24 protein-coding genes and 1 pseudogene are annotated in these 18,447 nt (G+C 68.6%); 12 read left to right on the forward strand and 13 right to left on the reverse strand.

Annotation, left to right across the window (positions count from 1 at the left end):
• Positions 1-70: 70 nt before the first annotated feature.
• Positions 71-739: a Type 1 glutamine amidotransferase-like domain-containing protein gene (locus tag BJY22_RS08610; RefSeq protein WP_167205070.1), complete on the forward strand. Its 669-nt coding sequence runs from the start codon at positions 71-73 to the stop codon at positions 737-739.
• A gap of 63 nt (positions 740-802) precedes the next feature.
• A complete protein-coding gene (locus BJY22_RS08615) occupies positions 803-1,312 on the forward strand; it encodes a GNAT family N-acetyltransferase (RefSeq protein WP_167205072.1) in 510 nt (169 codons plus the stop codon).
• Here the strand turns inward: BJY22_RS08615 and BJY22_RS43265 are convergent.
• A pseudogene (locus BJY22_RS43265) lies at positions 1,302-1,478 on the reverse strand (hypothetical protein); the annotation flags it as partial. The gene BJY22_RS08615 and the pseudogene BJY22_RS43265 overlap by 11 nt on opposite strands.
• Positions 1,433-1,690 (reverse strand): GNAT family N-acetyltransferase, encoded by a 258-nt coding sequence (locus BJY22_RS08620; RefSeq protein WP_202891038.1) that lies wholly within the window; start codon positions 1,688-1,690, stop codon positions 1,433-1,435. The pseudogene BJY22_RS43265 and the gene BJY22_RS08620, both read right to left, overlap by 46 nt.
• A 39-nt stretch (positions 1,691-1,729) precedes the next feature.
• Between BJY22_RS08620 and BJY22_RS08625 the strand changes: the two genes are divergently transcribed.
• Positions 1,730-2,296, forward strand: coding sequence for a DinB family protein (locus tag BJY22_RS08625; protein WP_167205074.1), 567 nt, complete (start codon positions 1,730-1,732; stop codon positions 2,294-2,296).
• 142 nt (positions 2,297-2,438) lie between these two features.
• Here BJY22_RS08625 and BJY22_RS08630 read toward each other — a convergent pair whose 3' ends face one another.
• The gene (locus BJY22_RS08630; RefSeq protein ID WP_167205075.1) at positions 2,439-2,798 is read right to left on the reverse strand and encodes a YciI family protein; all 360 of its coding nucleotides are present in this window, start codon (positions 2,796-2,798) and stop codon (positions 2,439-2,441) included.
• A 106-nt stretch (positions 2,799-2,904) separates the two neighbouring features.
• On the opposite strand from BJY22_RS08630, the gene BJY22_RS08635 reads away from it, so the two are divergent.
• Positions 2,905-3,459, forward strand: coding sequence for a GNAT family N-acetyltransferase (locus BJY22_RS08635; protein ID WP_167205077.1), 555 nt, complete (start codon positions 2,905-2,907; stop codon positions 3,457-3,459).
• 15 nt (positions 3,460-3,474) lie between these two features.
• Here the strand turns inward: BJY22_RS08635 and BJY22_RS08640 are convergent, their stop codons facing one another.
• Together BJY22_RS08640 and BJY22_RS08645 are read right to left on the reverse strand one after the other, a co-directional pair.
• Entirely contained in the window at positions 3,475-3,945 is a 471-nt protein-coding gene (locus tag BJY22_RS08640) for an NUDIX hydrolase (protein ID WP_167205079.1), read from the reverse strand.
• 9 nt (positions 3,946-3,954) lie between these two features.
• Complete coding sequence (locus BJY22_RS08645) at positions 3,955-4,443, reverse strand: hypothetical protein (RefSeq protein WP_167205081.1); 489 nt, start codon at positions 4,441-4,443, stop codon at positions 3,955-3,957.
• A 60-nt stretch (positions 4,444-4,503) separates the two neighbouring features.
• On the opposite strand from BJY22_RS08645, the gene BJY22_RS08650 reads away from it, so the two are divergent.
• Entirely contained in the window at positions 4,504-5,088 is a 585-nt protein-coding gene (locus BJY22_RS08650) for a mycothiol transferase (protein WP_167205083.1), read from the forward strand.
• A gap of 86 nt (positions 5,089-5,174) precedes the next feature.
• On the opposite strand, the gene BJY22_RS08655 is transcribed toward BJY22_RS08650, so the two are convergent.
• A complete protein-coding gene (locus tag BJY22_RS08655) occupies positions 5,175-7,067 on the reverse strand; it encodes a heparinase II/III domain-containing protein (RefSeq protein WP_167205085.1) in 1,893 nt (630 codons plus the stop codon).
• 319 nt (positions 7,068-7,386) lie between these two features.
• Complete coding sequence (locus BJY22_RS08660) at positions 7,387-8,208, reverse strand: GDSL-type esterase/lipase family protein (protein WP_202891039.1); 822 nt, start codon at positions 8,206-8,208, stop codon at positions 7,387-7,389.
• A gap of 159 nt (positions 8,209-8,367) precedes the next feature.
• Here BJY22_RS08660 and BJY22_RS08665 point away from each other — a divergent pair, with 159 nt between their 5' ends.
• Complete coding sequence (locus tag BJY22_RS08665) at positions 8,368-8,742, forward strand: nuclear transport factor 2 family protein (RefSeq protein WP_167205087.1); 375 nt, start codon at positions 8,368-8,370, stop codon at positions 8,740-8,742.
• A gap of 1 nt (position 8,743) precedes the next feature.
• Here BJY22_RS08665 and BJY22_RS08670 read toward each other — a convergent pair whose 3' ends face one another.
• Positions 8,744-9,118 (reverse strand): VOC family protein, encoded by a 375-nt coding sequence (locus BJY22_RS08670; protein WP_167205089.1) that lies wholly within the window; start codon positions 9,116-9,118, stop codon positions 8,744-8,746.
• Positions 9,119-9,237: 119 nt separating this feature from the next.
• On the opposite strand from BJY22_RS08670, the gene BJY22_RS08675 reads away from it, so the two are divergent.
• Both BJY22_RS08675 and BJY22_RS08680 read left to right on the forward strand, forming a co-directional pair.
• Positions 9,238-9,645, forward strand: coding sequence for a VOC family protein (locus BJY22_RS08675; RefSeq protein WP_167205091.1), 408 nt, complete (start codon positions 9,238-9,240; stop codon positions 9,643-9,645).
• A gap of 62 nt (positions 9,646-9,707) precedes the next feature.
• The gene (locus tag BJY22_RS08680; protein ID WP_167205093.1) at positions 9,708-10,226 is read left to right on the forward strand and encodes a DinB family protein; all 519 of its coding nucleotides are present in this window, start codon (positions 9,708-9,710) and stop codon (positions 10,224-10,226) included.
• Positions 10,227-10,231: 5 nt separating this feature from the next.
• Here the strand turns inward: BJY22_RS08680 and BJY22_RS08685 are convergent, their stop codons facing one another.
• Positions 10,232-10,720 carry a carboxymuconolactone decarboxylase family protein gene (locus BJY22_RS08685; RefSeq protein WP_167205095.1) on the reverse strand — a complete coding sequence of 163 codons (489 nt, stop codon included), beginning with the start codon at positions 10,718-10,720 and terminating at the stop codon, positions 10,232-10,234.
• Between the two features lie 163 nt (positions 10,721-10,883).
• Here BJY22_RS08685 and BJY22_RS08690 point away from each other — a divergent pair, with 163 nt between their 5' ends.
• Positions 10,884-11,768 carry an RNA polymerase sigma-70 factor gene (locus BJY22_RS08690; RefSeq protein WP_167205097.1) on the forward strand — a complete coding sequence of 295 codons (885 nt, stop codon included), beginning with the start codon at positions 10,884-10,886 and terminating at the stop codon, positions 11,766-11,768.
• A gap of 23 nt (positions 11,769-11,791) precedes the next feature.
• Here the strand turns inward: BJY22_RS08690 and BJY22_RS08695 are convergent, their stop codons facing one another.
• Entirely contained in the window at positions 11,792-12,277 is a 486-nt protein-coding gene (locus BJY22_RS08695; protein ID WP_167205099.1) for a GNAT family N-acetyltransferase, read from the reverse strand.
• Positions 12,278-12,368: 91 nt separating this feature from the next.
• Positions 12,369-13,331, reverse strand: a complete 963-nt coding sequence (locus BJY22_RS08700; RefSeq protein ID WP_167205101.1) for a 2-hydroxyacid dehydrogenase — start codon at positions 13,329-13,331, stop codon at positions 12,369-12,371.
• A gap of 145 nt (positions 13,332-13,476) precedes the next feature.
• On the opposite strand from BJY22_RS08700, the gene BJY22_RS08705 reads away from it, so the two are divergent.
• Both BJY22_RS08705 and BJY22_RS08710 read left to right on the forward strand, forming a co-directional pair.
• On the forward strand, positions 13,477-14,481 hold the full coding sequence (locus BJY22_RS08705) for a magnesium and cobalt transport protein CorA (protein ID WP_167205103.1): 1,005 nt from the start codon (positions 13,477-13,479) through the stop codon (positions 14,479-14,481).
• Between the two features lie 70 nt (positions 14,482-14,551).
• A complete protein-coding gene (locus BJY22_RS08710; RefSeq protein ID WP_167205105.1) occupies positions 14,552-15,487 on the forward strand; it encodes a hypothetical protein in 936 nt (311 codons plus the stop codon).
• 96 nt (positions 15,488-15,583) lie between these two features.
• Here the strand turns inward: BJY22_RS08710 and BJY22_RS08715 are convergent, their stop codons facing one another.
• The gene (locus tag BJY22_RS08715; protein WP_337758389.1) at positions 15,584-16,900 is read right to left on the reverse strand and encodes a Gfo/Idh/MocA family protein; all 1,317 of its coding nucleotides are present in this window, start codon (positions 16,898-16,900) and stop codon (positions 15,584-15,586) included.
• 78 nt (positions 16,901-16,978) lie between these two features.
• Here BJY22_RS08715 and BJY22_RS08720 point away from each other — a divergent pair, with 78 nt between their 5' ends.
• Positions 16,979-17,938, forward strand: coding sequence for a LacI family DNA-binding transcriptional regulator (locus BJY22_RS08720; RefSeq protein WP_167205107.1), 960 nt, complete (start codon positions 16,979-16,981; stop codon positions 17,936-17,938).
• Here the strand turns inward: BJY22_RS08720 and BJY22_RS08725 are convergent.
• Entirely contained in the window at positions 17,935-18,423 is a 489-nt protein-coding gene (locus BJY22_RS08725; protein ID WP_167205109.1) for an Lrp/AsnC family transcriptional regulator, read from the reverse strand. The genes BJY22_RS08720 and BJY22_RS08725 overlap by 4 nt on opposite strands.
• Positions 18,424-18,447 lie beyond the last annotated feature (24 nt).

Consider the following 18,447-nt stretch of genomic DNA (forward strand, 5'->3'; position numbering starts at 1 on the left):
GACGAAGGAGTCAGGCGATGATGCGTCAGCGGTCTGTTTGCCATACGTCGTACTCGGCGGGGGAGGCGGTGTGAAGCTTCTTCTCACGTCCGGAGGCGTTACGAACGGGAGCATCCGCGATGCTCTGGTTGGTCTGCTGGGGAAGCCGATCTCGGAATCCCGTGCGCTCTACATCCCCACGGCGCAGTGGGGCCACCCGATGCTCGGGCCCGCATCGGTGCGACGCTCCGTCGTCGGCGAGCCTCCGTTCCACATGATGACCGGCCTGGGCTGGGCGTCCTTGGGGGTTCTGGAGCTCACCGCGCTGCCCAGTATTAGCGAGGAGCGGTGGGTGCCGTGGGTACGAGAGGCCGACGTGCTGCTGGTGGACGGCGGCGACGCGACGTACCTGTGCCACTGGATGCGGGAATCGGGGCTGTCGGACGTCATGCCGTCGCTGCCCGAGACGGTCTGGGTAGGGATAAGTGCCGGCAGCTTGGTGATGACACCGCGGATCGGTGACGACTTCGTCTCGTGGCCGTCCGCGCCGGACGACCGCACGCTCGGGGTCGTCGACTTCTCGATCTTTCCGCACCTGGACCACGAGCAGATGCCCGAGAACACGCTGGCCGACGCGGAGAGATGGGCCGCCGGCATCGGAGGTCCGTCGTACGCCGTCGACGACCAGACCGCCATCACGGTCGTCGACGGCACCGTCGAGGTCATCTCGGAAGGCCACTGGAAGGCGTTCCCCGCGTAGCCCGGAACGCTGTCTGCCCCGGGTCTGTCGACAGGCACGGCCCGGGTGGCGGACGATGCGCGGATGGGGACTCGGCTGATCGCGATCGACGATGCGAGCGGGCTGGCTGAGTTGCTTCGCGAGAATCGGGAGTTTCTGGCGCCGTGGGATCCCGTGCGGGACGACGAGTTCTTCACGGTCGCAGGACAGCGGGCCGCGGTTGGGTCGGCTCTCCAGCAGTACGAGCAGGGGCTGTGCCTGCCCTGGGTGATAACTGATGGCGAGCGCGTGGTTGGGCGGATCTCGCTGACCGGGATCGTGCGTGGTCCGCTCCAGTCCTGCAGCCTCGGCTACTGGGTCGGTGCCGCCGACAACGGTCGTGGGTTCGCCACGGCCGCGGTGCGCGAGATCATCCGGGCGGCCTTCGTCGACCTGCGGCTGCATCGGATCGAAGCATCGACACAACTCGCCAACCTCGGGTCCCAGCGCGTTCTCGAGCAGACCGGGTTCACCCGGATCGGTGTCGCGCCGGAGTACCTCAAGGTCGACGGGGAGTGGAAGGACGTGGCGTTGTATCAGTTGGTCAGCCAGTAGGAGGGGTCCACAGGCCGAGCCGTTGTTCGGCGCCCCAGGCCTCGTAGCGGGCCGCTTCGGTGAAGCCCAATTTGGTGGCCAGGCGCATTGAGCGGGTGTTGGCGGTTTGGGTGGTGAGTACTACGGGCTCGCCGGGACGGGCCTCCGCGAACCAGTCGAGCGCGGCGGTGCAGGCTTCGGCGGCGTACCCGGTACCTCGGGCAGGGCGCGTTCGAGCTGGTCCTGCGGCTGCGGGCCGCCGATGTACGCGCCGACCTCCGGTGAGGCGAGCAGTTCCATGGTCGCCGTACGGTCCCGGGCCTCGGGTTCACGTAGTACGAGCCGCTCGGTCTTGATCGGGGCCGGCGGCCAGGCGACGGACTCGAGCTCGGTCTTCATGGGCGGCAACGGTAGCTGCTGCCGCGGATACCATCCCGTGTGGACTGGAACGGCGAGATGGTCGAACAGATCGAGTCGCACTGGCGGACCCGGCTGCGGCCGCGGCTCGACGGGCTGACCGACGACGAGTACTTCTGGCAGCCGGTTGCGGGGTGCTGGACAGTCAGTCGTCGCGGGGCGAGTACGGCGCCACTGTCGTTCGGGGGCGGGGACTTCACGTGGGACTACGGCGAGAGGCAGGACCCGGAGCCGGTGACCACGATCGCGTGGCGGCTCGCTCACCTGATCGTGAGCGTCGCGGGATCGACCGCCAAGCACCTCGGCGGTCCGCCTGCGGACCTCGCGACCTTCGACTACGCGGGTACTGCCGACGGCGCGCTCCGGCAGTTGGACGACACCTACGACCGCTGGATCGACGGTGTGCGGGGTCTCGGTGAAGCCGGGCTCGCCCGGCCGCAAGGTCCGGCAGCTCCGCCTGAGTTCGCCGACGCGCCGCTGGCGAGGCTCGTGCTGTACCAGATCGTCGAGGTCGTCCACCACGGCGCCGAGATCTGCCTGCTCCGCGACCTCTACCTACGCCGCACGCTCAATCCCACCACACCGTGACCAGTCGGGCGGGCGGCTGTACGTCGACGTGAAGCGGAGGTACGCCGTACCACCAGCCGTCTCCCGGCGCTTCCGGACCGAGCTCCGCAGCCCAGTCAGCGACCGTCCTGCCGAGCGATGGCCGCGTGGAGTTCAGGCTGGCTCACTCGATCAGCTCCAGGTCGTGCATGAATTTGCGGACGTCCTGGGCGCAGCGGCAGGCAGTCGCGATCTTCGCTGCCCACACCAGCGCGTCGTCCCGGGTTGGTACCTCGACGACGAGGACGCCGCCGATCAGCTCCTTACTCTCCGGGTACGGCCCGTCCATGACCATCCCGTCGGTGCCGACCACCGCATGCTCAACATCACCGTCGTCGTAGCTCAGTCCGCCGGCGAACCGGAACACACCGGCGTCCTTCGCCTCCTCGCACACCGCATGAGCGGCCTTCCCGACCTCACCCAAGTCCTCCTCGGGGATGTGGTCCATCGCGCCCTTCTCGAACGAGATCAGGTACCGCGCCATGTCATCACTCCTCGTCCCGGCGGCCACCCGGCCACCCTCACATCCTCTACGAACGCCGTACCCCAGATCCGACACCAAGCCAGGAGTCGCGTGGTTGAATGCGCAGATGGACGCGCGGCCGGTCGATCAGGCGCAGTGGGACGACCTCGTCGACCTGTTCGGACCCAGCGGTGGGACGCGAGGGTGCTGGTGCATGGCGCGCCGGCTGCCCGCGGCGGAGGTCGCCGCGAACGGCAGCGCCGAGAACCGCGCCGCGCTCGAGGGATTCGTCCAGGCGGGGGTCCCGGTCGGGATCATCGGGTACGTCGAGGAGCGCCCGGCGGCCTGGTGCGCGGTGGCGCCGCGGCCGGAGTACTCCGCGATCGTCCGCTCGCGAACCTTGCCGATCGACGACCCCGACGACGCGTCGATCTGGGCGATCAACTGCCTGTTCGTGAAGCGCGGGTATCGCGGACAGGGGCTGACGCTGCCGATGGTCGAGGCCGCTGTCGAGTACGCCCGGAGTTCGGGCGCGCGGATCGTCGAGGCGTATCCGGTGAAGACGATGCCGGGCGATCCGGGTCGCGGGGTCCTGAGCACGTTCCTCACGGCCGGTTTCACGCCGTACGCCGAGGATCGGACGTCGGCGAAGCGCAACGTCGTCGTCCGCCGCAGCCTGTGAACGCCCGCACCGGGCCTACGACGACCAGGTCCAGTTCGCATCGGCCAGGGTGAACACCCAGTTGCGCCCTGGTACGCCGGACGTCAGATAGTCGACCGCTGGTACGGCGATCGGCGGGTACGGCATCTCGCCCAGCAGCCGTACGGCGTCCGGTACCGGGAACCACCGGACCTCCATCACCGAACCGTCCGGATCGTCGACCGCGAACGCCGGATCGGCCACGTCCACGAGGTAGTTCCACGACCGCGACGTCGCGCGACCGTCGGCGACCGTCCGCGTCGTCCACACCAGCTCGAGCTCCCCGGCCGCGGCCCGCAGCCCCGACTCCTCCCGCAACTCCCGCGCCGCGCCACTCGCCGGCACCTCGCCGTCCTCGACGGCCCCGCTCGGAAGGTTCCAGTACGGCGCATCCCAGGCGTGATACTCCTCCCGCACCAGCGCCACCATTCCGTCGTACCGCGCGACCACCCCGGCATACCGCTGCATCCCCGAACCCTACGCAGGCAGATGGGCCAGCACCTCGTCGTGCGGCCAGGTACTGCTCAGAACCTCCGCCAGCAACGGGTCGGCCGAGGCGGTGACGTACGGCGTCGCGTCAGGATCGCGAACTGTCGCGGTGACCGGCGCGGGGAAGAGGCCCCAGGGCTCGACAGTGTTGGCGAAGAACCCGTCGAGCCGCAGATCGACATACCCCGGCTCCCACCACACCGCGAACGCCCGCTGCAGATCATCCCGATGGATCGCGAGCCAAGCCCCGAACGTCAGTTGGTAACCACCGTCGAGCTGCACCGGAAGCAGGACGCGGACGAACGGTCCGGCCCCGGGCACTTGCATCATCACGGACTCACGAGCTGTCTGGTGACTCATCCACGTGCCGGGTGTGTGCTCGCGATCCGGCAGTTCCAGCACCGGCGTCGGCAGGGTGAAGCGGATGTGGCGGTCGTGGGCGTCCAGGGGACGGTCGCAAGTGGGGCAGTCGGGCATGAGAGGAGTATGGCGAAGTTCCGGAAGGGGAGTGTCCGGAATGGGGATTACGGTGCCCGTATGAGTGAGACGGAGTGGGTGTCGCCGTGGTGGGAGCCGCCGTTGGCGGGGAATGAAGCCGAGCAGTTGCTGGGCGCGCTGGACCGGCTGCGTACGACGTTCCGGTTCAAGGTGGACGAGCTGGACGCGGCCGGGCTCAACACCCGGATCGGCGCGTCGTCGATCACACTCGGCGGGCTGACGAAGCATCTCGCGGCGAACGAGGACTACATGTTCGACGTGAAGTTCCGCGGGAAGCCGATGGGTGGGCCGTGGCTGGAGAACGGCTGGCGGGATGACAACGACTGGGAGTTCAACTCCGCCGTCGACAACACGCCGGAGGAGCTGTACGCGCTGTGGGACGGTGCGGTCGCGCGGTCCCGCGAGACGGTGGCGGCGGCGATCGCCGACGGCGGGCTCGACCAGCCCGCCGACATCAGCTGGCCCGACGGGCGGCACCCGAGTCTGCGCCGGCTGATCTGCGACCTGATCGAGGAGTACGGCCGCCACACCGGCCACGCGGACCTGATCCGCGAGGCCGTCGACGGCCGCGTCGGCGAGGACCCGCCGTCCGGCTGGCACCCGGTGGGCCCCAAGACCGCCTGAAGCGAACCGCCACGCAGGCACAACCTGCCGAATCCGCCGATTCTGGGGCCTGATGTGCCACTTCTGCCTGCGTGGAGGTACGCCGGCTACTTGATCCGCTGCAGGGTCCCGTCCGCCGCGACGCCGATCACCGTGGTCACGCCGTCGACCTTCAGGTTCACCAGCATCCGCGAGCCCTGCCACGAGGTCGTGTACGACACGGTCGCGTTCGTCCGGGTGGGCGCGATCACCGACAGGATGGTCGCGTCCCGCCCCGCGCGGTCGAACTTCACCACCGGCGACGGCAGCCGCTTGTCGATGGTCGTGTAGTGCCACCCCTGGATCGGGTCCTGCCGACCAGTCGCCACCTCGATCGGCGTGGTCCGCTGCTGGAAGGGGATCTGCAGCAACGTCGTCTTCACCCGATCGCCCGGCTTCGCGGCCACCGCCCGGTCGTTGCCGCTGACAACCACCTTCTGGTCGGCGGGCAGATGCCACAGCGTCGAGTACTTCTGATCCGTCGGCGCCGTACCGCGGTCGAGCACCACGATCAGGTCGGGATCCTTCAGCACCAGCACCCCCCGGGTCCGGTCAACGGGGCCGAGCTTGTCCTTGAGCTCGTAGAACTCCGACGTCGCGCCGATCGAGGACCGCGTCAGCCGCGTGTCCGGATGCGCGGCGGCCGCCGACTCCACGGTCATTTCGTTGTGCGCGTCCTGGCTCTTCGCCCAGCTCCGCCAGTCGTCCCACTTGTACCCGGAGTGCCCGCCGTCGATCAGGATGTCCCGCCCGCGGGACGTGTACGTGATCGACGTGTGGTCCTCGTGCCCGTGCAGCTTCCGCGACGGCCCGAACCGGATGCTGTACGTCGACTCCTGCGTGAACGGCCGTGTCTCTCCCCATCCGGTCCGCCCGAAGACGTACCCGCCGTCGAAGATCCCGATCCGCTGCGTCGGGCGGATCCCGCGCGCGCCGAGCGTACCGGCGTACTCGAGCACCGTGCCCGGCACCGGCACCGTCTTCACCACCTCGGAGTCCCCGAGCTGGGGCAGGTTCCCGAGCGAGTTGGTGGCGAGTGCGAGCCACTTCGCGAGCTCCCGCCGGCGCGCCGTGATCGTCGTACCGGGATCGACCCCGCACTTACGCAGTACGTCGATCGCGCGTCCCCACAACGCGTAGTTGAACTGCGCGTATGCCGTCGACTGCTCGTTCGTCGTGCCCTGCGTGTCGATCGAGGTCTTGATCGCACTGGTCAGCCGGTCGGCGGCGATCTTCTTGAGGTCGCTGCGCCCCAGCGTGCACCCGACACCGAACAGCGCGAGGCTCTCGTCGGTGCCGTGGTTCCAGTCGCCGCTGTAGTTCTTCTGCAGGAACCACGCGTGCTTGACGAGCGCGTCGTCCAGCCACGCGTACGTCAGCGGCAGCTTCGAGACATGCGTCCCCGACAGCACCGCCTGCCGCAGGCAGATCAGCACGTTGGTGCGGTGCATGGTGGATTCGTACGCGCCGACGTCGGACTTCCACGAGTACGGGTTGTCCTTCACCCAGTCGCGCACGATCGCGCTGACGTGCTGCAGTGCGCGCTTGTCGCCCTTGGCGCCGGCGTTGATTCCTTGGCCGAGCCAACGAAGCGAGTGCAGCCACATGTACCAGCTCGGGTTCTGGTCCGGGTTCGCCCGCCAGTTGATGTTCCCCTTGCCGTCACCGATCTTGGTCGGCGGCGTCTTGCCCCACGAGAAGGTGTCCTTGTACAGGTTGGCGACCGGGTTCGTCCGGTCGATCCCGCTGTACGCCGGGCACGCGTACGTGTTCTGCCGCACCGGCGCCGGCGGTGGGGTGGGCGGCTCGGGGGTGTGGCTGATGGTCGGGTCCGGCGCGGCCTCCGGCTCGGATCCGCCCCACGGGACCACCAATACGACGGCCAGTACGGCGGCACTCACGAGTAGCGCGATCGCGAGGCGCAGTGTCGTTCCGGTCGTTCGCAGATGTCTCGCGGGCATCGTTCCCCCTCAGGGCATGACAGTTCTGGCCTAGACCTGAACTTGGACCGATGGGTCCCCGGGATCGAGGTCAGGTGGTTTCGGTGCTGAGTCGCGGCGGTACGTCAGAAACGCGGGGCGGTCGCCGAAAGGTTGCAGCAGGCATCAAGTGCGGTGCCGGCCGGCTCCTGTCAGGTGCGTCGCCATCGGTTCCCCCCGAGGTCAGATTTGTTCCTCTGCCCTATAGATGTCCGGAGCGGCCCGAAAAGTTGCTTCGAAGCACCAACTCCGGTTCGCTTGCCCCTAAGGGCAGATCCGGAGCGGCCGCTCGGGTCAGCCGCTAGCGACCGTCGATGGCGTCGGCGATCAGCTTGTTGCGGGCGGCGCCGCCTGGTTCGCTCGTGTGGACGCCGTCGCGCAGGTACTCGGCCGGGCGGTTCGGCTGCGCCTCGAGGAACTCGGACCACTCGATGATCCGCAGATTCGGGTGCTCGCGCGCGGCGTCCCGCAGCTGCTGGTTGATCCACGCGCTGTTCGCGAGGTCGGCGTCGCGCACCGCGGCCGGCTGTTTCGTGCGGCTCGCATACACGTTCACCCAGTACACGGTCCGGTCCGGGCCGGCGATCCGCAGCGCCCGCTCCACCTGCGCGGCGAACGCAGGCGGGTCGAAGATGTCGTTGGTACCGACCGCCATCACGATCCGCCGCGGCAGACCGTACTGGTGCGACCACTCTTCGAGTGCGTCGACGGCCGCGGACGCCGGCTGGCCGGACCAGTCGTGGTACGCGATCGAGTCACCGGTGCGATTCGTCAGCAACCGCTCGAGCGCGGCACTGTCCTGGAGCGCGATGCTGTCGCCGAACATGAAGACGCCGTCGAAGGCGAGCACGTCGCGGATCTCGTCCTCGGGGGAGATCCGGTGGACCAGGTCCCGCCACGGGCCGAGCGTGCCCGATCCGTACTGCCCCGGTCCCTGATGCGGCACGCCGTACGAGCCCCCGGCGGCGACGCCGGGATTGGCCGAGCGGGGTTCGAGTACGACGAACAGGCCGCCGAGCAACGCCAGAACGAGCAACGTCGCGACGATCGCGACGATCGAGGCCCAGAAGGCTCTCCACCCGGACACCTCGTCGCCCGGGCGCTGCCGAACTTGCTGCAACATCGCGACGCCCCCCAATCTCTGTCGACGTCCCCTCACACTCACATGACGCGCCGGCCGCCGGTTTCGCTGCATGCCGCCCCCAACCAGGCAAAAGCGAGCCCCCGCTCCCTTCCTCCTCCCAGCATCCCCGAAGACGCAACCGACCGATACTTTTCGGCCATGCCGAATCCCGACGAGCTCCGAGCCCTCGAGCGTGCCCGCCTCTCCTGCCTGGTCGAACGCCGGATCGCCGAGGCCGACGCGATCCACGCGCCGGACTTCGTCATCGTCACGCCCAGCGGTCATCCGTGGACCAAGGCGGAGTACCTCGGCGGGATCGAGTCCGGGGACATCCTGTACCGGCGTTTCGAGCCGGTCACCGAGATCGAGGTGATGCTCGACGAGGCGGTCGCCGTACTGCGCTACCGGTCGGCGATCGAGATCGGTGTGAACGGCCGCGAGCCCGGACCGCTCACCGCCTGGCACCTCGACTGCTACCGGCGAACCCCGGACGGCTGGCAGATCCGATGGTCCCAGGCGACCGCGGTCGGATGACTCAGACGGCTCGTTCCGCCTCGCTGCGCTCGATGCAGAACTCATTGCCTTCGGGGTCCTTCATCGTGACCCAGCCGCGGCCGTCCGGTACCCGGTGGTCCTCGTGGATCGTGCCGCCGAGCGCAAGGATCCGCTCGACCTCCTCGTTCCGCGTACGCTCGGTCGGGCCCCAGTCGAGGTGGACCCGGTTCTTCACGCCTTTCCCCTCCGGTACGGCGACGAACAACAGCCCGGGTCCCGGCGCCGGCGCCTGGACGAGCACCTCGTCGTCGCCGGGCACGTCCCCGTCCGCCACCGGCCAGCCGGTCACAGCACTCCAGAACTGCGCGATTTCGTAAGGATTTCCGGCATCGATCGTGATGTGTCGCAGGTTCATCCCGAGACCTTAACCGGACGTCCGCCGCAGGGGCTCGCGGTTTGTCGGCGGGCGGGTCTACTGTGCGGATCATGGGCGCCGGTCCAGAGGGTCCGGCCAGTTGGGGGAAGGACAGATCGATGGCATCCCGGCTCAATCCGTACATCCAGTTCAAGAGCGAAGCACGGTCGGCGATGGAGTTCTACCAGAGCGTCTTCGGCGGCGAGATGTCGTCGAACACGTTCAAGGAGTTCGGCGCGAGCCACGGTCCGGACGACGAGAATCTGCTGATGCACAGCCAGCTCGAGACGCCGAGCGGTTTCACCCTGATGGCCGCCGACACGCCGCAGGGCATGCCGTACAACCCGGGTGAGAACATCGCGATCAGCCTCAGCGGCGACGGCGACGAGCTGCGCGGGTACTACGAGAAGCTGTCCGAGGGCGGCAAGGTGACGGTGCCGCTCGAGAAGCAGATGTGGGGCGACGAGTTCGGCATGGTCACCGACAAGTTCGGGATCAACTGGATGGTCAACATCGCGGGCAGCTGACGACCGGCCTCCCCGGGGAAAAACCTGTACCCCGGGGAGGATGCCGTGGCTACCGTGGGTGAATGGGATTCAACGACCTGCTCTCTGACCCCATCCGGCACAACAGCTGGGCGACCGCCAGCCTGATCCAGTTCTGCCGCGACCAGAACCTGACGGCCGAGCAGCTGGAGATCACCGGCGTCGGCACGTACGGCGGCATTCTCGCTACCCTCGACCACATCGTGCAGTGCGACGGCAGCTACCTGCGCCGGATCGTCGACCGGCCGATCGCGTGGGTCGAGGGCGAACCGGCGGCCGATCTGGAAACGCTCGACCGCTGGAACACAGAGCTCAGCGCGCTCTGGGAGGTCTTCCTCGCCGAGCCGATCGACGTCGAGCGGGTGCTCGTCATCGACGACAACACCCGCGGCACCCGCCTCGGCATCTTCGTCGCCCAGGCGATCAACCACGCCAACCACCACCGCGAGCAGGTCTGCGCCATCCTCACCGGCCTGGGCATCGAGCCGCCGGACATCCAGGCCTGGGAGTACGCCTGGAAGACCAACCGCATCTGGGACCTGGACGAGGCCCAGGCCCAGTAGCCGAGTCAGCTGCTGGCAGCGGAGGCCAGCACGCCGGGCTCGTACGACCCGCCCAGCTGGTTGAGCGTGACGGCGAGCCGGTTGGTCGCGTTGATCATGGCGATCAGTGTGACCAGCGCGATCAGCTGGTCCTCGGCGTAGTACTTGCTCGCCCTGGCCCACGTCTCGTCGGAGACACCCTCGGACGCGTCGGCGAGCCGGGTCGCCTCCTCGGTGAGCGCCAGCGCGGCCTGCTCCTCCTCGGTGAAGACTGTCGAGTGGCGCCACCCGGCGACCAGGTGCAGGCGGGTGGCGGTCTCGCCCTCGGCCGCGGCCTCCTTCGTGTGGAGGTCGATGCAGTGTCCGCAGCCGTTGATCTGGCTGGCCCGGAGCATCACGAGGCTCTGCGTCGCGTGCGGCAGGCCGGCTTGCTGTACCAGGCCGTGGACGGCGTACAACCGCTTCGCCAGCTTCATGCCGAACTCGTTGTTCATCAGGTCGATACGGGGTTCCATCGTCTTCACCCTCGATCATGAGATCTACTGGACGAACACGAGATGCCATCGGCCCGGCGCCCGTGACCGGGCCAGGACGTGACGAGCGCCATACCGGCTCAGATGTCACAGGAACCGGACGGCAGGCATCTGGTGGGTGAGACCCGCGTACAAGGAGCCCAGCATGACCGGTACGGACCGAGCCACCGAGGTGTTCGTTGCTCATCGCAACCTGCTCTTCACGGTGGCCTACGAGATCCTCGGCTCGGCCGCGGACGCCGAGGACGTACTGCAGGAGACCTGGCTGCGCTGGGTCAAGGTCGACCTCGACACGGTGCAGGACCACCGCGCGTACCTGGTCCGGATCGCGAGCCGGCAGGCCCTCCAGCGGCTGCGCACGCTCGGCCGCCGCAAGGAGTCGTACGTCGGCCCGTGGCTTCCCGAACCGCTGCTCACCGCCCCCGACGTCGCCGAGGACATCGAACTCGCCGACAGCATCTCGATGGCGATGCTCCTGGTGATGGAGACCCTCACCCCCACCGAACGCGCCGTCTTCGTCCTCCGCGAGGTCTTCGGCCTCGACTACGACGAGATCGCCGAAGCCGTCGACAAGAAGCCCGACGCCGTCCGCCAGATCGCCCACCGGGCCCGCTCCCACGTGGCCGCCCGTCGACCGCGCGGCGTCGTCTCCGCCGACCAGACCCGCGACGCCCTCGAAGCCTTCCAGCGCGCCGTCAACACCGGCGACATCCAGGGCCTCGTCGACATCCTGGCCCCCGACGTCGTCTTCCTCGGCGACGGCGGCGGCGTCGTCCAGGCCCTCCCGCGCCCGGTCGTGGGCGCCGAAAAGGTGGCCCGCCTGCTCTCGGTCTCGCTGGCAAACCTGGCCGGAGGCACCCTGGAAATGACCCAGATCAACGGCCAGCCGGCCCTCATCATCCGCTTCACCGACGAGGTCGACACCGTCACCGTCCTGCACGTGGAAGACGGCAAGATCGCCGGCCTCTACGCCGTCCGCAACCCGGCGAAACTCTCCCACCTGACCGAGCAAATCCCCCTGACCCGCTGAAGGACTCTCGACGGTGCAGCCGGCTACACCGAGAGGTTCTTGCGGAGGAGGGTGATGGTCGTTTCGTACCGGCGGACGGAGCCGTCGGGTGCGTCTTGGTCCCACGCGCCTAGCTCGCTCCCGCTGACGACGTAGCCGAGGCGTTCGTACAGTGCGCGCGGCCGCGGGTACGCGTCGTCGATGCCGAGCTCCGCGAAGGGGATGCCGCGAGCGCGGATGCGGTCCTCCAGAGCACCGATCAGGATGGTTCCGATCCCACACGACTGGAGCGCCTCGACAACCGACAACTGGTACAGCGTCGCCCCGCCGGCCGGCTTCGTGTAGTCGACACCGCCGAACCCCACGGGCTGCCCCGACGGCGTACACACCGCCACGTAGTCGACTTCACCGAGCCGAACCCGTCCCAGCTCCTTCTCCATGGAGATCACCTTGGTAGGAGGCTCACCCAACGTCGGCAGATCGGCCGTCACCAGATCGCGGACCGTCAGCGGGACAACAACTTCAGCCACAGCGACCCCTTCCGTAGGCCCATCGCACGATACGACCACCCACCCGGCCCCCGCCAACGAATTCCCGCGGGTCAACAGCCCGTGGTGTGGGTCAGCTGAGCAGGTCGGTGGATTCGGGGACGGGGGTTACCGGGGTGCCTTCGGTCAGGTAGTGGAGGAGGTTCCGGACGACGAGGTTGGCCATGGCGGTGCGGGTGGGGATGGTGGCGGAGCCCACGTGGGGGAGAAGCACGGCGTTGGGGAGGGTGAGGAGGTCGGGGTGGACCTTGGGCTCGTGTTCGAAGACGTCGAGGCCGGCGGCGAGGATCGTGTTGGTGCGGAGGGCGTCGACCAGCGCTTGTTCGTCGACGACGGTGCCGCGGGCGACGTTGATGACGATGCCGTCGGGGCCCAGGGCCTTCAGTACGTCGGCGTTGACCAGGTGACGGGTGGTGTCGCCGCCGGGGATGACGATCATCAGGGTGTCGACGTCGGCGGCCATGTCGACCAGGGACGGGTAGTACCGGTACGGGACGTCCTTCGGACTGCGGTTGTGGTAGGCAACGGAAATGCCGAACGGCTGCACGCGGTCCGCAATCGCCTGGCCGATCCGGCCGAGGCCGAGGATGCCCATCCGGCGGCCGTGCATCGTTGCGCAGGTCAACGGGTACGGACCGCTCTCGACCCACTTGCCGTCGCGGAGATATCGCTCGGCCTGCCCCAGCTCGCGGACGGTCATCAGCAGCAGACCGAGAGCGGTGTCGGCGACCTCGTCGTCCAGGACGCCCGGGGTGTTGGTGACCACGACGCCACGCTCGGCCGCGGCGGTCGCGTCGATGCGGTCGTAGCCGACGCCGAAGCTCGCCACCAGGCGGACCGCGGGCAGGCGGTCGAGGTACGGGCCGTCGATCGCCGTACCGCCGGTGGCGACGGCGACGATCTCGTCCCGGCGGGCAGCGAGTACGGCGTCCGGATCGCTCTCCTCCCAGAGCCTGATCAGCTCACAGTGCCCGTCCAACCCGGCGGCAACGGCTTGGTGCATCGGTCCCGGCATCAGCACGACTGGTTGTCCCATGCCTTCATCTTTGTCGACCACCGTGACCCGGACCAGGAACCCGACCAGCATTTCTCAGGCCCTGGACAGGAACCCGATCGGAACCGGCGTTCCACCCCTGTTGCCGCGCGGGCCGGAACGGCGACGATCAGGTGAGGAGGTCATCATGATCATCGACTGCGCTTACTACCGGGACGGACGTCGGCAGCACGTCGAGGCGATGTCGGTCGGCGACGCCGCCGCGAGCTGCCGGGCCGGCGGGTTCGTCTGGCTGGGCATGTTCGAGCCGACCACCGCGGAACTCGCCGAGGTCAGAGACGGCTTCAGCCTCCACGAGCTGGCCGTCGAGGATGCACAAACGTTCCACCTTCGCCCCAAGGTGGAGCCGTACGAGGGCGATATCCGCCTGGTCATCCTGCGCACCGCACGGTACGACGAGGAACGCGAGGAAGTGGACTTCGGAGAAGTCAGCGCCTTCGTCGGCCCGCCGTTCGTGATCACCGTCCGGCAGGGCGTCGCGAGCGATCTGCACGGCGCCCGGATCCGGCTCGAACAGCGACCGGAGCTGCTGGAATGCGGCACCAGCGCCGTCCTGTGGGCGATCCTCGACCAGGTCGTCGACGGCTACGGCCCGGTGGTCGCCGAGTTGGAGCGCGACATCGAGGAGGTCGAGCGCACCGTGTTCGCCGGTTCCGTCGCGCCGACCGAGCGGATCTACTTCCTCCGGCGTGAGGTGACCGACTTCTACCGCGCCGTACATCCACTGATCGCCGTACTCGCAACGCTGGAGCGCGACGCCCGCGACACCGCACTTCTGCCCTACTTCCGGGACGTGCACGACCACCTGGTCCTGGTGAACGAAGAGGTCGCGGCTCAACGCGATCTGCTCGCCACCGTCCTGGAGGCGAACATGGCGGTGATCGGCGTCGAGCAGACCAAGGTGAGCGTCCGGCAGAACGCCACGATCGAGCAGCTCACCATCCTCGCCACGGTCTTCCTGCCACTGACCTTCGTCACCGGCTTCTTCGGACAGAACTTCGGCTGGCTGGTCGACCACATCGACGCCGAGTGGGACTTCCTCGCACTCGGGATCGGTGGACTGCTGGTTCCGTGCATCGCGCTGGCGATCTGGTTCCGCCGCCAACGAGCAGCCCGACGGCAAGCTGCTTGACGGATCGGATTCATGCGGCGTTCCGGTGCCGGGCCGAGGGTCGGGAGCAGAGACCACCTGGAGGTTTGTGATGCGAAAGCTCCCCGCCCTGATCATCGCGACATCGGTCCTCGCGACGGTCGCCCTGCTGCCCGCCTCGGCGATCCCCGCAGCGCCGGCCGATGCCGGTACGGCGGTCGCGACGCCGCCGACGTACGACGCGACGCCGGTCAAGACGTACCCGGCCTTCGACGCCAACCAGGCCGTCGCCGTCGACGCGAAGTACTTCTACGCGGTCAACAACCGCACGCTCACCAAGCACGACCGCCGTACCGGCGCACCACTGCTGCAGTTCGCCGGCGACACCGCGGGACCGTTCAAGCACATGGACAGTGGTGTGGTCGTCGGCACCAAGCTGTACGCCGCTCACTCGAACTACCCCGAGTGGCCGATGGAGAGCTCGATCGAGGTGTTCGACACCAGGACGATGCAGCACGTCGACACGCACTCGTTCGGGATCTACCGCGGCTCGCTGACCTGGCTGGACCGGCACGACGGCGCGTGGTGGGCCGGGTTCGCCAACTACGACGAGATCCAGGACGGGATGACCGAGCCGTACGGTCAGACGTACAACACCCAGATCGTGAAGCTGAACGACAAGTTCGAGCCGCTGCAGTCGTGGACGATCCCGAAGCCGATCCTCGACCGCTTCAAGCCGATGTCGAACTCCGGCGGCTCCTGGGGCCCGGACGGCCGGCTCTGGCTGACCGGACACGACCTCGGGGAGGCGTACGCGATGGAGCTGCCCGTCGCGGGCTCCGAACTGCGCTGGATCGCGACCGTCGCGCTGCCCGACGTCCACGGGCAGGGGGTGGCGTGGGACCGTTCCGACCCGCGGCGTCCGACCTTCTGGGCGATCAGCCGGCCGAAACGCCAGGTGCACACGTTCAGCATGCCGCTGAGCTCACTCCAGACGCCCGCCGCGAAGGGCTGGCAGGTCCTCGGCCCGGGACAATTCAGGAAGTAGTGGCCACGACCGTGGACCTTCGGCACCCACCGACCCGGCCAGGCGGCGTAGTACAGCCCGCGCCCGGCGAGGCCGGCAAGCACCGAAGGGGACGGTCTAGGAGGACCAGCCGCCGAGGTTGAGGTCAGCGACGACCACCGGCTGACCGGTGGCCAGTGACTGGTTGGCGGCGATCCCGACCGCGACAGCGCGGACGCCGTCGTGTACGTCGGCCGCACGCGCCAACGGATCGTTGTCGGCACCAACGAACAGGTCGCCGTACAACAGCCGGTCGCCGCCCCCGTGACCGCCTTCACCACGCGGGATCTCGACCTCGACCGCGGTGGCCCAGTGCTTCTGCAGCACCAGCCGCTCACCGTTGGTCCGGACGTCGCCGGCGATCACGCGGTCGGACGGGTAGCTCGGGTCGATCTGGTCGTCGACGACCGCGGCCCGTTCGACCACTTCCAGCTCGGCGCGGCCGAGCGTCCCGTTGACCGAGACGCGGTACCCCTCCCACGGCGAGTGCGCGTTGAGCGAGTAGCTCAGCCGCACGCCGCTCGCGTACTCCGCGATCACGGACATGTTGTCCTCGATCGTGATGCCCGGCGCGAACACGTCCTGGTCACGCAGGTACCCGTCGTACTTCTCGGCCTCGTAGTACAGCTGCCGGTTCGTGTCGTCGGTCCGCAGGTCCAGCAGCCACGGATCGTCGGCCGCACCATCGATCGTGCCGCGCGCCGGTCGGTCGCCCAGACCGCGCGCGGCCGCGTTGCCGGAGCCGTAGAAGGCCAGTCCGCCCGACGCGAACACGCGTGTCGGCGTCGAGGCGATCCACCAGTTCACCAGGTCGAAGTGGTGCGACGCCTTGTGGACCAGCAGACCACCGGAGTTCTTCTTCTCCCGGTGCCAGCGCCGGAAGTAGTCCGCGCCGTGCCGCGTATCGAGCACCCACTGGAACTCGACGCTGGTGACCTGCCCGATCTCACCGTCCTGGATCAGCTGCCGCAGCGCGCTGTTCCGCGGCGAGTAGCGGTAGTTGAACGTGACGACCACGGACTTGCCCGACTCGTTCATCGCGTCGACGATCTGCCGGGTGCCGTCCGCGTCGATCGTCAGCGGCTTCTCGACGATCACGTCCGCGCCCGCGCGCAGCAGCCGCGACACCACCGAGGCGTGCGTGTAGTCGGGGCTGGTCACCACCACGCGGTCGACCGACTGCTCCTTGACCATCTGCTCCAGGTCGTCGGCGCCGTACTGCGGGAGCTCGCCGCCACCGAGCTCGCCGACGAGCCGCTGGTGGAAGGCGAGCCGGCCCGGGTTCGGGTCCAGCAGGGCGACGAGCTCGGCCTCCTCGGGATGTGCCTCGAACATCGCGCGGATGTACGCCTGTGCCCGTGATCCGGTCCCGGCGACTGCGTAGCGTCTGGCCACGGCGACTCCTTCTACTCGTGTAGATCCACTACGCTAGCAATCGCTTTCCAACCCGGTCAACCGTCGTACCATCACTGCATGCCGAAGGATCCGGTCACCCGCAACGACGTGGCGCAGTACGCCGGGGTGAGTACCGCCGTGGTCAGCTACGTGGTGAACGAGGGGCCGCGGAAGGTCGCGCCGGAGACCCGTGAGCGGGTGCTCGACGCGATCCGGGCGCTCGGTTACCGGCCGAACGCGACCGCGCGGGCGCTCCGGATGGGGACCACGCGGACGTTCGGGCTGATCACCCCGGACGGCGGCAACCCGCTGTTCGCGGAGCTCGCCAAGGCGATCGACCGGGAGGCCGCGGCGCGCGGGTACGTCGTACTGCAGACGAGCGCCGACGGCGATCCGGACACCGAGAACGCGAAGATCGCGGAGCTGCTCGCCCGGCAGGTCAGCGGGCTGCTGCTGGTGGCGCCGACCGACGATCCGGCGCTCGACGACGTCGAGGTCCCGGTGATCGCGATCAATCGCGTCCTGCCGACGGTCAGTTCGGTGCGGCCGGCGTACCGCCAAGGCGCCCGGCTGGGGGTCGAGCACCTGATCTCGCACGGTCATCGCGTGATCGGGCTGGTGATCGGCGGTGCCGGCCATCCCGAACGCGAGCTCGGCTGGCGCGATGCGCTCGCCGCGGCCGGGCTGCCGGAGGGGCCGATCGCGCGGGCGAAATTCTCCCGGGAGGGCGGGTATGGCGCCGCGCAGACCCTGTTGCAGCGCGAGCCGACCGCGATCTTCGCAAGCTCCGATCTGCAAGCGATCGGGGTCCTGCGCGCGCTCCACGAGGCGGGCGTCGACGTGCCCGGAGACATGGCGGTGGCGGCCTTCGACGGCACGCCCGAAACGGAGTACACCTGGCCGCCGTTGACCGTCGTGCGCCAGCCGGTCGAGCAGGTGGCGCGCGAGGCGGTCCGCCGGCTGATCGAAGGCGAAGACGCCAGGGCGGCGCTGACCGTCCCCACCGAGCTGATCCTGCGCAGGTCCTGCGGCTGTTAGAGGGTCCCTACGTCCTCGAAGATCAGCGCCGTCCGGGTCGCGAGTACTTCGGGGATCGCCTGGAGCTTCTCGAGGACCAGCCGGCGGAGGCCCTCGTTGTCGGCCGCGCGGACCAGCAGGATCGCGTCGAAGTCCCCGCCGACGAGTGCCATGTGCTTGATCTCCGGGATCGCCTGGAGTTGCTTGCGCAGGGTCCGCCACGAGCTCTGGCGGAGACTCAGGGTGACGTAGGCGGAGGTGGCGAGGCCGAGTTTCAGTGGGTCGACGGTGACCGTGAACCCGGTGATCACGCCGGTGTTCGTCAGCCGCTCGACGCGGGCGTACGCGTTCGCGCGGGAGATGTGCACCTCGTCGGCGAGGGCCCGGATCGAGAGCCGTCCGTCGCGTCCGAGGGCCTCGATGATCTGCCGATCGATCTCGTCGAGCGCCGGGGCCACGACAATCTGTCCAGGACCGGCCCGGTGGACCATCACCTCGTCGGACATTCGTGCGACCTCCAGGGCTCGTGG

The sequence above is a fragment of the Kribbella shirazensis genome, assembly GCF_011761605.1.
GTDB classification, from domain to species: Bacteria; Actinomycetota; Actinomycetes; order Propionibacteriales; family Kribbellaceae; genus Kribbella; species Kribbella shirazensis.

What these genes read in the sequence shown, in the direction of transcription:
- BJY22_RS08685 (WP_167205095.1), bottom strand. Translation starts at nt 10,720, where the DNA reads ATGGAACCCCGTATCGACCTGATGAACAACGAGTTCGGCATGAAGCTG.
- BJY22_RS08700 (WP_167205101.1), bottom strand. Translation starts at nt 13,331, where the DNA reads ATGGGACAACCAGTCGTGCTGATGCCGGGACCGATGCACCAAGCCGTT.
- BJY22_RS08620 (WP_202891038.1), bottom strand. Translation starts at nt 1,690, where the DNA reads ATGAAGACCGAGCTCGAGTCCGTCGCCTGGCCGCCGGCCCCGATCAAG.
- BJY22_RS08640 (WP_167205079.1), bottom strand. Translation starts at nt 3,945, where the DNA reads ATGCAGCGGTATGCCGGGGTGGTCGCGCGGTACGACGGAATGGTGGCG.
- BJY22_RS08725 (WP_167205109.1), bottom strand. Translation starts at nt 18,423, where the DNA reads ATGTCCGACGAGGTGATGGTCCACCGGGCCGGTCCTGGACAGATTGTC.
- BJY22_RS08710 (WP_167205105.1), top strand. Translation starts at nt 14,552, where the DNA reads ATGCGAAAGCTCCCCGCCCTGATCATCGCGACATCGGTCCTCGCGACG.
- BJY22_RS08675 (WP_167205091.1), top strand. Translation starts at nt 9,238, where the DNA reads ATGGCATCCCGGCTCAATCCGTACATCCAGTTCAAGAGCGAAGCACGG.
- BJY22_RS08615 (WP_167205072.1), top strand. Translation starts at nt 803, where the DNA reads ATGGGGACTCGGCTGATCGCGATCGACGATGCGAGCGGGCTGGCTGAG.
- BJY22_RS08705 (WP_167205103.1), top strand. Translation starts at nt 13,477, where the DNA reads ATGATCATCGACTGCGCTTACTACCGGGACGGACGTCGGCAGCACGTC.
- BJY22_RS08720 (WP_167205107.1), top strand. Translation starts at nt 16,979, where the DNA reads ATGCCGAAGGATCCGGTCACCCGCAACGACGTGGCGCAGTACGCCGGG.
- BJY22_RS08680 (WP_167205093.1), top strand. Translation starts at nt 9,708, where the DNA reads ATGGGATTCAACGACCTGCTCTCTGACCCCATCCGGCACAACAGCTGG.
- BJY22_RS08665 (WP_167205087.1), top strand. Translation starts at nt 8,368, where the DNA reads ATGCCGAATCCCGACGAGCTCCGAGCCCTCGAGCGTGCCCGCCTCTCC.
- BJY22_RS08630 (WP_167205075.1), bottom strand. Translation starts at nt 2,798, where the DNA reads ATGGCGCGGTACCTGATCTCGTTCGAGAAGGGCGCGATGGACCACATC.
- BJY22_RS08670 (WP_167205089.1), bottom strand. Translation starts at nt 9,118, where the DNA reads ATGAACCTGCGACACATCACGATCGATGCCGGAAATCCTTACGAAATC.
- BJY22_RS08660 (WP_202891039.1), bottom strand. Translation starts at nt 8,208, where the DNA reads ATGTTGCAGCAAGTTCGGCAGCGCCCGGGCGACGAGGTGTCCGGGTGG.
- BJY22_RS08655 (WP_167205085.1), bottom strand. Translation starts at nt 7,067, where the DNA reads ATGCCCGCGAGACATCTGCGAACGACCGGAACGACACTGCGCCTCGCG.
- BJY22_RS08635 (WP_167205077.1), top strand. Translation starts at nt 2,905, where the DNA reads ATGGACGCGCGGCCGGTCGATCAGGCGCAGTGGGACGACCTCGTCGAC.
- BJY22_RS08690 (WP_167205097.1), top strand. Translation starts at nt 10,884, where the DNA reads ATGACCGGTACGGACCGAGCCACCGAGGTGTTCGTTGCTCATCGCAAC.
- BJY22_RS08645 (WP_167205081.1), bottom strand. Translation starts at nt 4,443, where the DNA reads ATGCCCGACTGCCCCACTTGCGACCGTCCCCTGGACGCCCACGACCGC.
- BJY22_RS08650 (WP_167205083.1), top strand. Translation starts at nt 4,504, where the DNA reads ATGAGTGAGACGGAGTGGGTGTCGCCGTGGTGGGAGCCGCCGTTGGCG.